The sequence below is a fragment of the Parafrankia sp. EAN1pec genome (genome assembly GCF_000018005.1).
Lineage (GTDB): Bacteria > Actinomycetota > Actinomycetes > Frankiales > Frankiaceae > Parafrankia > Parafrankia soli.
The window spans coordinates 8,816,484-8,830,864 of record NC_009921.1 but is presented as its reverse complement, the minus strand read 5'-3'; the positions used below and the strand labels follow the sequence as shown (position 1 = coordinate 8,830,864).

Annotated in this window: 13 protein-coding genes; 5 read left to right on the top strand and 8 right to left on the bottom strand. The window is 71.5% G+C overall.

Annotated features, from left to right (window positions below):
• Positions 1-212 precede the first annotated feature (212 nt).
• The 3 genes from FRANEAN1_RS36120 to pdxH all read right to left on the bottom strand — a co-directional run bounded on the left by FRANEAN1_RS36120 (position 213) and on the right by pdxH (position 2,985).
• On the bottom strand, positions 213-1,082 hold the full coding sequence (locus tag FRANEAN1_RS36120; protein ID WP_347176902.1) for a L,D-transpeptidase: 870 nt from the start codon (positions 1,080-1,082) through the stop codon (positions 213-215).
• A gap of 14 nt (positions 1,083-1,096) precedes the next feature.
• Entirely contained in the window at positions 1,097-1,867 is a 771-nt protein-coding gene (locus FRANEAN1_RS36115) for a hypothetical protein (RefSeq protein WP_020464608.1), read from the bottom strand.
• Between the two features lie 353 nt (positions 1,868-2,220).
• Positions 2,221-2,985 (bottom strand): pyridoxamine 5'-phosphate oxidase, encoded by a 765-nt coding sequence (gene pdxH / locus FRANEAN1_RS36110; RefSeq protein ID WP_020464607.1) that lies wholly within the window; start codon positions 2,983-2,985, stop codon positions 2,221-2,223.
• Positions 2,986-3,418: 433 nt separating this feature from the next.
• Here pdxH and FRANEAN1_RS36105 point away from each other — a divergent pair, with 433 nt between their 5' ends.
• Both FRANEAN1_RS36105 and serC read left to right on the top strand, forming a co-directional pair.
• Positions 3,419-4,513, top strand: a complete 1,095-nt coding sequence (locus FRANEAN1_RS36105) for a citrate synthase 2 (protein WP_020464606.1) — start codon at positions 3,419-3,421, stop codon at positions 4,511-4,513.
• Positions 4,506-5,630 (top strand): phosphoserine transaminase, encoded by a 1,125-nt coding sequence (serC, locus tag FRANEAN1_RS36100; RefSeq protein WP_020464605.1) that lies wholly within the window; start codon positions 4,506-4,508, stop codon positions 5,628-5,630. The genes FRANEAN1_RS36105 and serC overlap by 8 nt, the downstream gene beginning before the upstream one ends.
• Before the next feature lie 432 nt (positions 5,631-6,062).
• Here serC and FRANEAN1_RS36095 read toward each other — a convergent pair whose 3' ends face one another.
• From FRANEAN1_RS36095 to FRANEAN1_RS36080, 4 genes are all read right to left on the bottom strand, one after another.
• The gene (locus FRANEAN1_RS36095; protein WP_020464604.1) at positions 6,063-7,430 is read right to left on the bottom strand and encodes a citrate synthase; all 1,368 of its coding nucleotides are present in this window, start codon (positions 7,428-7,430) and stop codon (positions 6,063-6,065) included.
• Positions 7,431-7,837: 407 nt separating this feature from the next.
• Entirely contained in the window at positions 7,838-8,284 is a 447-nt protein-coding gene (locus FRANEAN1_RS36090; protein WP_020464603.1) for a DUF5685 family protein, read from the bottom strand.
• A 24-nt stretch (positions 8,285-8,308) separates the two neighbouring features.
• Complete coding sequence (locus FRANEAN1_RS36085) at positions 8,309-8,998, bottom strand: response regulator transcription factor (protein WP_020464602.1); 690 nt, start codon at positions 8,996-8,998, stop codon at positions 8,309-8,311.
• 1 nt (position 8,999) lies between these two features.
• Positions 9,000-10,784 (bottom strand): histidine kinase, encoded by a 1,785-nt coding sequence (locus FRANEAN1_RS36080; RefSeq protein WP_020464601.1) that lies wholly within the window; start codon positions 10,782-10,784, stop codon positions 9,000-9,002.
• 419 nt (positions 10,785-11,203) lie between these two features.
• On the opposite strand from FRANEAN1_RS36080, the gene FRANEAN1_RS36075 reads away from it, so the two are divergent.
• Both FRANEAN1_RS36075 and FRANEAN1_RS36070 read left to right on the top strand, forming a co-directional pair.
• On the top strand, positions 11,204-11,629 hold the full coding sequence (locus FRANEAN1_RS36075) for a MarR family transcriptional regulator (RefSeq protein ID WP_020464600.1): 426 nt from the start codon (positions 11,204-11,206) through the stop codon (positions 11,627-11,629).
• A 68-nt stretch (positions 11,630-11,697) separates the two neighbouring features.
• Positions 11,698-13,023, top strand: coding sequence for an MFS transporter (locus FRANEAN1_RS36070; protein WP_020464599.1), 1,326 nt, complete (start codon positions 11,698-11,700; stop codon positions 13,021-13,023).
• Here FRANEAN1_RS36070 and FRANEAN1_RS36065 read toward each other — a convergent pair.
• Entirely contained in the window at positions 12,956-13,969 is a 1,014-nt protein-coding gene (locus FRANEAN1_RS36065; protein ID WP_041255182.1) for a Gfo/Idh/MocA family oxidoreductase, read from the bottom strand. The two genes, FRANEAN1_RS36070 and FRANEAN1_RS36065, sit on opposite strands and share 68 nt — an antisense overlap.
• Positions 13,970-14,150: 181 nt before the next feature.
• On the opposite strand from FRANEAN1_RS36065, the gene FRANEAN1_RS36060 reads away from it, so the two are divergent.
• Entirely contained in the window at positions 14,151-14,378 is a 228-nt protein-coding gene (locus FRANEAN1_RS36060) for a helix-turn-helix transcriptional regulator (protein WP_020464597.1), read from the top strand.
• Positions 14,379-14,381 lie beyond the last annotated feature (3 nt).

Sequence of the window (14,381 nt, the reverse complement as noted above, 5' to 3'; positions counted from 1 at the left end):
ACCGGCGCGTCACGGAGGTCGTGGCCGTGTCTGTCCGCGCTCGGAGGGGGCGCTGGGCCACACGGTCGCGGCCCGAGGCGATCCCACCCGCAAGCCTGCGGATTCAAGAGATCGCAGCATCAAGAGATCGCAGCATGCAGTGCGGCGCCACGCTGCGCCGCCCCACGCGCCCCCCGACCCGCGGCACGGCACGGAGAAGACCGCACCAAGCCCTAGGCGATGATCTCCACCGGTGTCCCCAGCGGGACGGTCTGGGCCAGTCGGGTGATCGCGTCGTTGCTCAGGCGGATGCAGCCGTGGCTGACGTCCCGGCCGATCGAACCGGGCTCGTTCGTCCCGTGGATGCCGATCACCGGGTCCCGGCCGCCGAACGAGTCCAGGCTGGTGGAGAAGCCGCTGAGCCCGAAGGCGTACGGCCCGTAGGGGCCGCCCGGGTTGCTGGGCTTCAGTAGTTCCATCAGGAAGAAGCGCCCGCCAGGCGTCGGGGTGTCGGTGGTGCCGATCGCCACCGACTCTTCCGCAATCATCTTGTCGTTGCTGTACAGCCGCAGCTTGTGCGCGCCGCGGGCGACGACGATCCGGTAGGGCGTCTGGCTGGCTGTCACCTGCTCGGCCTTCACCCAGCCCGAGCTCCCGTTGGGCTCGACGGGCAGCAGAACCTGCCACCAGCCCGGCATTTTCGCCTGGACGAGGAAGACCCGCGGCGCGCCGTTCTCGTTCGGGTTCGACAGGCTGGACGTCGGCTTCGCCGCGTTCGGCGCCTGGTAGACGTCGACACTCGCGCCGGTGGCGGTCACGACGGTGCTCGCGCCCTGCCCGAGGCCGGCGACGGCGGCGAGCTGGCTGCGCACCGGCTCCGGGACCTGGCCGGACGCCGCGGTCGAGTCGTCCCCGCCGCAGCCGGTGAGGATCACGCCGCCGAGCACGACGGCCAGCGCCGCCGTGCCCACCCGGGCCAGGCCGCGACGCCCCGGCCGGCGCTCCTCGGCCAGGCTGTCACCACCCGGTGCCGGATCGCGGCCGGGCAGCGGGCCGCGGTTGGACGTCGCGTCGTGGCGAGGAGTCGCGACGTGGCTGGTCATGCCGGCGCCGCTGGTCATCTCGTGTAATAAGGCTCGGCCCGCACCGCCGTAGCCACGGCCGGGTCGGCGACGGGGAGCGAGACCTGGGGGTCGACCGGCGGGGCCGTCCCGGCGCAGTCCGAGACGCCCACGGTCGGAACGGTCACGAGGAGGTAACCGGTCTCGGCGTCCCACGGGGAGGCGATGACCGCCATCGCGTGGGTCTGCAGCGGCAGGCTCTGGCCGGGGCCGATCTCCGAGATCCCGGCGCCGAGGCTGGTGTCGAACCAGCCGAAGCCGAAGGCCTTGTCGGAGGTGTTCCGCAGCGTCCACTCAGGGCCCGAGGCGCCGCAGGTGAAGGTAAGGACGAGCGGGTTCACATCGAAGTCCTCGATGCCGTCGATCTCCTTGTCGAGCGGCACCTTGAAGGGCAGCAGCGACAGGAACCCGTCGAGGATGGGGTCGCCCGTCCCCGAGCTCGGGGTGGGCGAGGGCGTGCCGGTCGTCGTGGTGGTCACGTCGATGCCGGGGGTCGCGCTCGGGTCCGCGCTGGGGGTGGCGGAGGGGTCGACGCTCGGCGTGGCGCTCGGGTCGAGGCTCGCAGTGGCCTCGGCCGTCGGGGTGCCGGTGGGCGTCGGGGCGCCGCCGAGAATGTCGCCGGTCGTGTCCGGGGTCGGCGTCGCGGTCGGCGTGGCGCTCGTCGTCGGGGTCGGTTCCGGTGTGGTTGCTGAGGCCGGCGTGGCCACTGAGATCAGGGCCGCGCCGAGAACGCCGGCCGCCATGGCCCGCATTCTTGTGATCCGCATGAATCCGTCTCCCTCGACTGTGACGGGTCGCCGCGACACCCGCCGTCGGCGCCCGCCGAAGCATCGACGGGCCGGAGGGCGGCGCGTCGACGCAGGGCGCGGATCAGCGTTTGCCGATCAGTTACGACTGCACGCAGGAAGGTACCAATGCCTGGTTCGTCACGAGGTGGGCGGGTCTGGCGTAGCGGGAACGTTGGGTGTTCGTCAGTGTTAATCGCGTATCGCCCCGGCGGTGTCGTGCCTCCGTCGCCAAATCGGGATCACGGCCGCGCGCCCGCCGGCCCGCCCGTCACCCTGGAATGACAGCGCTGGCATTTCGGACGCTGTGACGATATAGACCGGTTCGCCCGCCTTCAGGGCGCCAGGCGCTCGACGACCCATCCCAGGGCGTCGGCGGGCCTGCTCGGTACGTCGCCCGGCCCGGCGTCCGGTGTGCTGCCGGAGGCTCGACGGAGAGTGGTTAGGCGATAGCGCAGACGGTCGTGGAGGCGGTCCGGGCGCCCCTGCCAGAACTCGATCGAGGTCGGGACGAGCCGCAGTCCCCCCCAAAAGGGGGGAGCCGGCACCGGTTCGGTGGCCGGCCACCTCTGTCTCAGCTGGGCGAGCCGCTCGGTGAGTACCGCGCGCGAGTCGATCACCTGGGACTGGTGGCTCGCCCACGCCCCGAGCTGAGATCCCCGCGGCCGGGACCGGAAATAGGTCTCGCTCTCCGCCCGTGACACGCGTTCAATCGAACCAGCGACGATCACCTGGCGTTCCAGCGGGTACCACGGGAAGAGCAGCGACCCGTACGGATTCGCCGCGGCCTCGCGGGCCTTCGTCGACGTGTAGTTCGTGAACAGCGTGAATCCGCGTGCGTCGAACCCCTTCATCAGGACGGTGCGGGAACTCGGCCGCCCGGCCTCGTCGGCGGTGGAGAAGATCATCGCGTTGGGCTCGCGGATCCCCGCCCTCGGGGCCGAGGCGTCGGTGAACCATTCCTGAAACTGTTCGAGCCAGGTTGGAGCGAGCATCCGCTCGTCGAACCGGCCCGGGTGGTAGCCGCGCCGCTGCACAGCCGGGTCGGGCACGGGCGGTTCATACACGGGCGGTTCGTGCATGGGCGGATGGGCGGCCATGCCCCGATCCTGGCAGCCCGGTGGCACCCTCCGTCGATGTGACTGGCATCACCTCGGGCGGTCCTGCTCCAGGTGATCGGTCGAAACCACGGCAACCGCCCCGGCACAGGCGATGCCGGGCCGTGCGGAACGCGACTCATCACGCCCCGTCCGGTGGCGTTGCCGTGTCTGACAGGGCAGGATGCAGACGGACGATTGCGCCGTTAACACAGGACTGTCGTGGCAGGACAGGACTGTCGTGGCAGGACTGTGGGGCGCGAGAGACGACCGAACGACGGGCGAATCCGGCGTATCGGGACAGCGGCGGAACGGGACGGCACGACGACCGCTGTGTCGGCGTGCAGCTTGGCCGGCCACGCGGTTGCCGCGGTCGGCCGGTCCCGGCAGGGCCCGTCCCGTGGCCGGCCGAGACAGAAGCGGAGATCCGGACTCGATGGCCGAGAAGACAAGCGATTTCAAGCCGGGCCTGGAGGGCGTGATCGCCTTCGAGACCGAGATCGCCGAGCCGGACAAGGAAGGCAGCGCGCTGCGCTACCGCGGCGTCGACATCGAGGATCTCGTCGGCAAGGTCGACTACGGCCACGTATGGGGCCTGCTCGTCGACGGGTCGTTCGAACCCGGACTGCCGCCGGCCGAACCGTTCCCGCTGCCGGTGCACTCCGGCGACATCCGGGTGGACGTCCAGAGCGCGCTGGCCATGCTCGCCCCGTACTGGGGCTTCGGCCAGTTGATCGACATCGCCCCCGAGCAGGCCCGTGAGGACCTCGCCCGGTCATCGGTGATGGCGCTCTCCTTCGTCGCGCAGGCGGCTCGCGGCCTCGGGCAGCCCGCCGTGCCGCAGAAGGAGGTCGACCGCGCCCGCACCATCACCGAGCGGTTCATGATCCGTTGGCGCGGCGAGCCGGACCCCAAGCACGTCCAGGCCGTCGACGCCTACTGGGTGTCCGCCGCCGAGCACGGCCTGAACGCCTCCACCTTCACCGCCCGCGTGGTCGCCTCCACCGGGGCGGACGTCGCCGCGGCGCTGTCCGCGGCCGTGGGCGCGCTCTCCGGGCCGCTGCACGGCGGGGCGCCGTCCCGCGTGCTGGCGATGCTGGACGAGGTCGAGCGCACCGGTGACCCGGTCGGCTACGTCCGCCGCGCCCTGGACCGTAAGGAGCGCCTCATGGGCTTCGGGCACCGGGTCTACCGCGCCGAGGACCCGCGCGCCCGTGTGCTCCGCCGCACCGCCCGTGACCTGGGCTCGACCCGGTACGAAGTGGCCGAGGCCCTCGAGGCGGCCGCGATCGAGGAGCTGACCAACCGCTACCCGGACCGCCCCCTCCGGACGAACGTCGAGTTCTGGTCGGCCGTGGTGCTGGACTTCGCCGAGGTGCCGGCTCATATGTTCACGTCCATGTTCACCTGTGCCCGCACCGCGGGCTGGAGCGCTCACATCCTGGAGCAGCAGCGCACCAGCCGGCTCATCCGCCCGTCCGCCCGCTACGTCGGCCCCGCTCCGCGGCCGCTGGGGGACGTCCATGCCTGACACCCCGACGATCGTCCTGCCGGAGTCACTGCGCCCGGTCGACGGTCGGTTCGGCTGCGGGCCCTCCAAGGTCCGCACCGAAGCCGTGCAGGCTCTCGCCGCGAGCGGGGCCTCCCTCCTCGGTACCTCGCACCGGCAGAAGCCGGTGAAGAACCTGGTCGGACGGGTCCGCGCCGGCCTGGCCGACCTGTTCTCCCTCCCCGAGGGCTACGAGGTGGTCCTCGGGATCGGCGGCGCCACCGCGTTCTGGGACGCCGCCGCCTTCAACCTGGTGCGGGAGCGCTCCCAGCACCTGGTCTTCGGCGAGTTCGGTGGCAAGTTCGCCGACACCACCAAGGGCGCCCCGTTCCTGGCCGCGCCGTCGGTGGTCAAGTCCGAGCCGGGTACCCACCCGGACTGGGCTCCCGAGCCCGGCGTCGACGTCTACGCCACGCCGCACAACGAGACGTCCACCGGCGTGGCCCGGCCGGTGCGCCGCCCCGTCGGCGCCGACGCGGGCGCGCTGCACCTGGTGGACGCCACCTCGGGCGCCGGCGGCCTGCCCGTCGACCTCACCGAGGTGGACGTCTACTACTTCGCGCCGCAGAAGTGCTTCGCCTCCGACGGTGGGCTCTGGGCGGCCCTGATGTCGCCGGCGGCGATCGCCCGGCTCGGCGAGATCGCGGCGACGGACCGCTGGATCCCGCCCTTCCTGGACCTGACGACCGCGCTGGACAACAGCACGAAGGACCAGACCTACAACACCCCGGCCGTGTCCACGCTGTTCCTGTTCGCCGAGCAGCTCGACTGGATGCTGGGCAACGGCGGCCTGGACTGGTGTGTGCGCCGCACCGGAGAGTCCTCCTCGATCCTGTACAACTGGGCCGAGAAGACGCCGTACACGACGCCGTTCGTCACCGACCCGGCGCACCGCTCGCAGGTCGTCGTCACGATCGACTTCGAGGGCGTCGACGCCGCCGCGGTGGCCAAGGTGCTGCGCGCCAACGGCGTGGTCGACGTCGAGCCCTACCGCAAGCTGGGCCGCAACCAGCTCCGGGTGGCCTGCTTCCCCGCGGTCGAGCCGTCGGACGTCGAGACCCTGACCAGCGCCATCGACCACGTGGTCGAGCGCCTGTAGCCGGGACGGCGCGGCCTCCCCGGGGCCGACGCGTTCGGCCGTGAGGTTGGCACCTGAGTGCTGATATCGGGCCGAGGAGACAACGTGTCTCCTCGGCCCGATCGCTTGGCAGGGCCGGCTCCGCGACTCCGGCCGGGTAATTACTGGCTCTAGGTATGACGGATCGAGTCAGACATTTCAGCCAGCCTGCTCGCCCTTTGGTTTCGTTCTCGCCCTTCGGAATGGAATCCGCCGACATCGATCCCCGAAACGGCGAGGGAGATACCAAAGGGCGAGAGTGGGGACGGGCCCGAACGGCCACGGACCCGGGAGCGGGGCACCCGGGTCCGTGGAACGTGTGCGGGCCGGTGGGGAGCTAGTCCTGCGCGACGGCCCTGCCAACGGCCGTCGCGCCCTGGCCCTTGGAACACCCTGACTGACTGACTGAAAAAGTCAGCGCAGCGGGCGGCTGGGGGCGGCCTGCGCGGCCTGGGCGGCGATCGGGTCGGTCTCGGCGTCCGTGGCCGCGGAGCGGACGTGCATCGGGACGTAGGGGCGCTCGTCGTAGCCGATGTAGAGCTGGCGCGGACGGGCGATCTTCTGCTCGGGGTCGAGCAGGCCCTCCTCCCACTGGGCCAGCCAGCCCGGCATCCGGCCGATCGCGAACAGCACCGGGAACATCTCCACCGGGAAGCCCATGGCCTGGTAGATGATGCCGGTGTAGAAGTCCACGTTCGGGTAGAGCTTGCGCGAGATGAAGTACTCGTCCTCGAGGGCGATCCGCTCGAGCTCCATCGCGAGGTCGAGCAGCGGGTTCGTCCCGGTGACCTTGAAGACCTCGTCGGCGACCTGGCGGATCACCCGGGCCCGCGGGTCGTAGTTCTTGTAGATCCGGTGGCCGAAGCCCATGAGCTTCTTCTTGCCGTCCTTCACCTGAGCGATGAAGGCGGGGATGTTCTCGACCGAGCCGATGTCGGCGAGCATCCGCAGGACCTGCTCGTTGGCACCACCGTGCAGCGGGCCGTAGAGCGCGGCGATCGCCGCGGCCGCGGCGGAGAACGGGTCGGCCTGGGAGCTGCCGACGGCCCGCATCGCGTTGGCGGAGCAGTTCTGCTCGTGGTCGGCGTGCAGGATGAACAGCACGTCGAGGGCGTGCTCGAGGTTCGGGTCCGGCTCGTACTTGAGCTCGGTGGCCTTCCACATCATGTTGAGGAAGTTGCCGGCGTACGAAAGATCATTATCCGGGTAGACGTACGGGAAACCGACCGAGTGCCGGTAGGAGAACGCCGCCAGGGTGGTGATCTTCGCGATGAGCCGGACGATCTGCAGCCGGCGCAGGCCGGGGTCGTCGATCGTCTTGGCGTCCGGGTAGAAGGTCGACAGCGCGCCGACGGTCGACACGAGCATGCCCATCGGGTGGGCGTCGTGGTGGAAGCCGTCGATGAACTTCTTGATCGACTCATGCACCAGGGTGTGGTGCGTGATCTCGTCTTCCCAGGTGGAGAGCTCGTCCGAGGTGGGGAGCTCGCCGGCCAGCAGCAGGTAGGCGACCTCGAGGAAGCTGCTCTTCTCAGCCAGCTCCTGGATCGGGTAACCGCGGTAGCGCAGGATGCCGGCGTCACCGTCGATGTAGGTGATCGCGCTGCGGCAGCTGGCCGTGTTGGTGAAGGCGGGGTCGTACGCCATGAGACCGAAGTCGTCGTCATCGACCTTGATGGCACGGAACGCACTGGCGCGGATCGTGCCGTCAGCCACCGGTACCTCGTACGTCCGACCGGTGCGGTTGTCGGTGACAGTCAGGCTACTGACCTGCTCGGTCACGCCGGGCTCCTCTCGCCATGGCACTGCCGGGTGACGGCGTCGGCCACCTTCGGGCGCGCGCCCGGTTCGGAGCGCTCTCGCCGGTTCACTGGTTCGGTTGTCCCCAAGTCTCGCGGTTCGGGCCATCACATGCGCGTGATCGGTGGCCTCCGTCCCACGTGTGCTGTGCCACCCTCTATGCCTCCTACCTGCGGGTGGCATCATCGTTGCCCCTCCTGGTAAGGGACAGCCTGATTTGGGCCCGTTCGGACGCGCCGGTCGCGGCTGTCAGAGGTGTCCCGGGGAGACCAGGCCCGGCCAACACCAACGGCGGCCGCCAATTTAGCGAGATTGGTCACACATCATCGGTCGGGGGTGCCGGTCGGGGGTGCCGGCCGTGACCGACCGTCCCGGGATCAGCCGCGATCTCAGCACCCACAGTCGCAGTCCTCACACGCCTCGCAGCAGTCTCCGCAGCGGCGGTCGGCCGCGCCCGCGGCACGAGCGGCGTCGGCGCGCAACAGCCGGGTGCCGGCCAGGCCGTCGCCGTCCCGGGCGTGGTCGTGGATGCGTGCCGCCGCCGCGGCCAGTGACGCCGAGGCCGCCAGGGCGATCCCCGGATCCTCGGCGGTGACGACCCGCGCCGTCCGCATGGCCCGCAGCGGGCACGGGCCGGCTGTCCGGCGCGCGGCGGCAGTCGGGCGCTGAGCGGCCACCAGCAGCGAGAGGACGACGCCGTCGCCGGTTGTCGCGAGCCGGACCGGCTGACCGGCGGTGTCCCGCAGCGCCAGGCACAGCCCGCAGAGGTGCGCCGACCAGAGCTCGTGCGCCGCGGCGCCGAGACGACCCCGGCATGGCCGGATCAATCCGAACACGCTGGGACCTTACGGCGGCGGACTCTACGGCGGTGGCGGGCCCTCCGGCGAGCGCGGGACGACGCCGCCTGACGACCGCAACCAGGCGAGTACGGCGAGCACCCGGCGGTTGTCGTCGCCGGAGACCGGCATCTCGAGCTTGGTGAACACGCTCGCGACGTGGTTCTCCACCGTCTTCGCGGCCAGGTGCAGGCGTACCGCGATCCCGGCGTTGGAGCGGCCCTCCGCCATCTCCCGCAGGACGGCGCGCTCCCGCTCGGTGAGCCGGTCGAGGGCCTTGGCCTTGCGGCGGTGGGTGAGCAGGCCGGCGACGATCTCCTCGTCCACGACGAGACGGCCGTCCGCGATCCGGCGCAGGCCGTCGAGGAGGTTACCGACATCCTCGACGCGGTCCTTGAGGAGGTAGCCGGTGCCGCCGCGTCCGTCGCCCAGCAGGCGGACCGCGTAGCGGATGTCGGCGTAGGTGGAGAGCACCAGGACGCCGACCCCGGGGTGCAGGCCACGGATCCGCTCGGCGGTGACGAGCCCCTCGTTGGTGAAGGTCGGCGGCATGCGCATGTCGAGAATGACGACGTCGGGAGGTTCGTCGGCGATGTGTGCGAGGATCTTGTCCGGTTCGGCGGCCTGCGCGATGACCTGCACGCCTGCCGCGTTGAGCAGCATCGCGAGGCCTTCCCGGAACAGCGCTGAATCGTCCGCTATCGCTACCCGCATGTCACCACCCACCTCGCGCGTCGCTGCTCCACGGGATGCTCGCCGTCAACCGGGTGCCGCAGCGCTCCGGGCTCGACAGCGTGAACTCGCCGCCGAGTGCGCGGACCCGGTCGCCGAGGCCGGCGATTCCGCCGCCGCCGCTGATGGTCGCACCGCCCTTCCCGTCGTCGGTCACCTGGATGAGGAACTGGCCGCCGAGCATTTTGACCGTTACCCGCACATGGCTGGCATCCGCGTGTTTGACGGTATTCGCCAGAGCCTCGCTCACGGTGTAGTACGCCGTGGTCTCCAGCGTGGTATCGAATCGATCGTCAGGCACATCAAGGTCGACATCCACGGGGAGGGCCTCGGTGACATTCTCGAGTGCCGCTTTCAGCCCGCTCTCGCTCAGCACGGGCGGATGGATGCCGCGGGCGAGTCCGCGCAGCTCGGCGAGCGCCGCGCGCAGGTCCTCCCGGGCTCCCTCGAGGGCGGCGACGGTGGCCTGGTCGGTGGACTGCTCCCGGGCGAGTCCGAGCCGGGCCGAGAGCGCCAGCAGCCGCTGCTGCGCGCCGTCGTGCAGGTCGCGCTCGATCCGCCGGCGTTCGGCGAGCCCGGCCTCGACGAGTCGGGTCCGGGTCGCGCGGACGGCGTCGAGCTGGGCGGTCACCGTGGCGTGCAGCCGCGCGTTCTCCAGCGCGATGGCGCTGGCGTTCAGCGCGACCTCGACCAGGTCGCGGTCGCGTTCCAGCGACGAGCGCGCGGAGAGCACGGCCAGCGGCGCGCCGGCCGTGGTGCGGACCGGCAGCGCGAGCTGGGTGCCTCCCGCCGTGGGCGGGACGGCCGGCAGGCCGTCGGCGTCCACGTGGAAGCCGCGTTCGGGCATCCACAGGTAGAGCTCCGCGCCGTCGTCGCCGACCGCCGCCCGCAGCACCTCGCGGACGGCCGCCGGCGTCGGCGGCGTGCTCAGCCCGCTCAGCAGCTGGGCGATGCGGGCCCGGGCGAGATGGCGGCGCACGGCGGCCACGGCGAATGCCACCGGGATCGCGAACAGTGCCAGTGCTATCGGGATGAAGATCGGATCGATCTCGGCGCCCTGCGGGTAGTAGACGAACAGGTTCACCACCGCGGCTATGGCGAACGCGGCGAGCACGCCGAGGGAGACCGGCCCGAGGGTGCGCCGCTCCAGCGCGGAGGCCCGCCGGTAGCGCCGGGCGATGGCCAGGCCGAAGGCGACGACGACCGCGAGGGTCAGTGCGTCGAGGGTGTGCACGACGATGTCGAACACGCCCGGGTCGATCGCGGAGCCGTACCACCACACGCCGGGGGCGTAGCCGAAGGACTCCGGGCGGGACAGTGCGATCAGCACGAGGTTGCCCACCGGGATCACCGCGACGGCGGTGCCGAGCAGCACTCGTTCGCTGTTGTCGTGCAGACGTCCTGACGGGTATCGAAGCACGCCCCACCCGAGGCAGACCCAGAAGTGGGTGTAGGCGAACGAGGAGAGCACAGCGGACGGGCCGGCCTCCCAGGTCGCCGCCCAGGACGCCGTCCACAGCACCCCGCCGAGGACGAACGCGCTGCTCACGCTGTCGAGGGCGTCCTCGTCCAGGAGCAGGAGCCCGGTGAGGACGAAGGTGAGGGAGACGAAGACGTTCAGCGCGGCGGCGAACGGCGTCGTGGACCACGCCGGCCACTGGGCCGCGACGGTGATCGCGACCGTCGTGATGCCCGTGATGGTCAGGGCGGCGGAACGGTGCCTGGCGGCCATTCGGGTCAGGGGCCGCGGCAGGAACGGATGTGGCACCTCAGGCCACCACCGATCGCGACGATCTCACTCGACAAGGGTTACACACCAGGCCCTTCGGCCTGAGGGTTACCCCCCAGGCGTCAAGGTGGGAACTACCCCGCAACCTTGGAGGTCTCCCCGAAGCGGGGCTGTGTCGTGTCGGTGAATAGTGGAGCCGACTCGCCGCGTGGCCGTGAGCGGGTGTCCCGGACCGTCGGGGGCCGGACGCTACCGGGGGGTGGCCGGCTCTCGACGCTCCGCGCGTGTGCCCCGCCTGTTGTCTGGTCGGTTCGTTCGTTCATCCGTCCCGGCGGGGCGGGGCGATCTGCCGCGGAGAGGGCACCGATTTCCCGGTCGCGGGCCCCCTCGGCCGCAGGGTGAAATGGACGTCCTAATCGCTCTTGAAGTTTAGCGATGCTAACGAGTACTTTCGAGAAATGGAGAGCGTGAGCGCGGCGGAGCTCGCGTCCACCCTGCGCCTGTCGGTCATGAGGCTCTCCCGGCGAATGCGCCAGGAACGCTCCAGCACGCTGACCCCGACCCAGGTCGCCACGCTCGCCACGCTCGACCGGCACGGGCCGATGACGCTCGGTGAGGCGGCGGCGCACGAGCGGGTGCAACCACCGTCCATGACCCGGGTGATCGCGACCCTGTCCGAGGCCGGCCTCGTCCATCGTGGTCAGCATCCCTCCGACGGCCGGCAGGTGATCGCCGAGGTCACCGAGGCCGGCCGGGAGCTGCTCGCCGCGGACCGCCGCCGCCGTGACGAGTGGCTGGCCGAGCGCCTGGTGGATCTCTCCCCGGCCGAGGCCGACGCGCTGCGGGTCGCCGCCCCGATCCTGGACCGCCTGGCCGGCCTGTAGCCGTGGGGATGTTCCGGTAACTATGGGGACGCCACAGTAGCCATGGGAATGGTCCGGTAGCCGTGGGGATGTTCCGGTCGCTGTCGGTCCGCAACTTCCGCCTCTTCGCATCCGGCCAGCTGGTCTCGCTGATCGGGACGTGGATGGGCATGACCACGCTCGACTGGCTGGTGCTGGCCCTCGGCGGCGGCGGGACGGAGCTGGGGATCACCCTGGCGCTCCAGTACGGCCCGATGCTGCTGTTCGGGCTCTACGCCGGCGTCGTCGCCGACCGGTTCCCCAAGCTGCGGCTGCTGCTGATCACCCAGAGCTCGGCGGCGGTGCTGTCCGTCGCCGCATGCGCGCTGATCGCTTCCGGGGCGCTGCGCATGCCGATGCTCTTCGTCCTCTCGGGCCTGCTCGGCGTGGTGACCTCCTTCGACGCTCCCATCCGGCAGGCGTTCATCGTCGAGATGGTCGGTGCCCCGCTGCTGCCGAACGCCGTCGCGCTGAACAGCATGATCTTCAACGCGGGACGGATCGCCGGACCGGCCGCGGCCGGCGGGCTTATCGGCATCGCGGGCACCATGCCCGGCGCGGCCTGGGTGTTCGGCCTCAACGCGCTGTCGTTCGCCGCGGTGCTGACCGGCCTGGCGCGCATCCGTACCGGGGATCTCCTGCCGGCCCGACCCGTCCAGCGGGCCCGGGGGCAGCTGCGTGCGGGGCTGAGCTACGCCGTTCGGCACCGCGAGATCGCCACGCCCATCCTGCTGGTGGGCATCGTCGGCGCCCTGGGGCTGAACTTCCCCGTCACGGTCGCGCTGATGGCCAGCGAGCAGTTCAGCGGGACGGCGGCCACCTACGGCCTCCTCACGGCGATGCTGGCGGTCGGCTCCATCGCGGGCGCGGCCGTGTCGGCGCGGCGCCTGGACGTCCCCCGCCACACCACGCTCATCGTCGCGACGGCGGCCTTCGGGGTCTCGGAGACCCTGTTCGGGCTGATGCCGAACCTGTGGCTGTTCGCGCTGCTGGCCATCCCGACCGGCGCCTGTGTGCTGCTGGTCAGCACCATGGCGAACGCGCTGGTGCAGCTGAGCACCGACGATGCCATGCGGGGCCGGGTGATGGGCGTGTTCCTGCTGGTCTTCATCGGCACGACGCCGATCGGCGCCCCGATCGTCGGGGCGGTCTGCGAGGCGTTCGGGCCGCGGGCCGGCCTCGCTCTCGGTGGGGTGAGCTCGCTGCTCGCCGCCGCGATCGTCGCGCTGTTCGACCTGCGCCGCCCGCCCGCCGCGGCACGGGCAGCCGGCCCCGGCCCCGCGGGGCCGGGGCTCGCCGTGGGCGGGCTCAAAGCTCGACCCAGCCACCCCGCTTGTGAGACGCCGCGGCCGCCACCTGCAGGCGCGTCGCGGTGAGCAGGTCGTGGAAGGTCGCGCCGCGCACCAGGGCCGGGTCGTTCAGCTCGGTGGCCCGCACGACGTCGTAGGTGGCCTCGACCAGGCCGGGCCGCTCGGCGGGCACCGTCGGCATCCACAGGTCACGAATGCCCGTCCCGTCCTGCCGGCGGACCCGCCGCCCCTGGACGACCATGCGGCCCGCCTCGCCGCAGACGGTCACCGTGGCGGTGGCGATCTCCCCGCCCATCCGTTCGTTGATCAGGACGGTCGTCCCGTTGGCGGCGAGCAGGGCCAGGGTGACCGGCGCGTCGGGGGTGAGCGTGGTCGCCGGCATGCTGCCGGGATCGGCGCACACGGCGAGGATCTCGCCGCACCAGCGCAGCGTCAGGTCGATGATCTCGGCCCGGCCGATCGGCCCGGACGGCGCGCCGACCACGGTGATCTGGCTCAGCCGGCCCAGCGAGTGCACCGACGCCTGGACGTGCCACGCCGCGGGCCACGCCCGGCCGTCCAGGGCGACGACGTGGGCGAGATCGGCGTCCTCGGCGATGTCGGCCACCGCGCGCAGCGCCTCGGCCTCGGCCGTGGCCGGCTTCGCGAGCAGGACGTGCAGGCCGGCCTCGGCCGCCCGGCGGGCCACGATGTCGGACGCCGGCGGCGACATCTCGATGCAGACCGCCTCGATGTCGTCCGACAGCAGGGCGATCAGGTCGCTGTAGGCGCGCGGGGCCTTCGCCTCGGCGGCCCAGGCCAGCGACTCCAGCGGCTCCGGCGCCAGCAGCCCCACGACATCGACCCCAGCGTCACGCAGGACGTCCGCCGTCGAGCGTTCGGAACCGTCGGTGACCAGGGCCATCGCGACCGGGAGGTCGGGCTGCCTGCGCCGGGCGGCACGGCGGTCCGAGCGCCAGGCTCTGGACAGGCCGGGATCGCGGGGCGCCACCAGTTCGGGGACCGTCGTCACAGCTCCGATAGTGCCCCCGATTGCCGTCCGCCGGTGGGCGGTCGGGCCGATCCCGTCGCAGACCACCCACTCGAACCAGCCCGCTGTGACCAGGCCGCGTCACGCCACTCGGGTGTGCCCGCCGTGGCGGTCGTGTCAACCGAGGTTGACGGACGCTGGTTGTCAACGTAGGTTGACGACCATGAGTGCTACGGCCACGACGCTCGCCGGCGCGGCGTCCGACGACGACCCCCGGGTGGGTCTCACCGCCGTCGCGTCGCTGCGGGCGTTGCTCGAGTCCCTGGAGGAGCTCCAGGTCGCCAGCGCGCGGAGCAGAGGCTGGTCCTGGCAGGAGATCGCGGACGTGCTCGGCGTCAGCCGGCAGGCCGCCCACAAGAAGTACGGCCGTCGCTTCGGAAAGGGGGTGTAGACC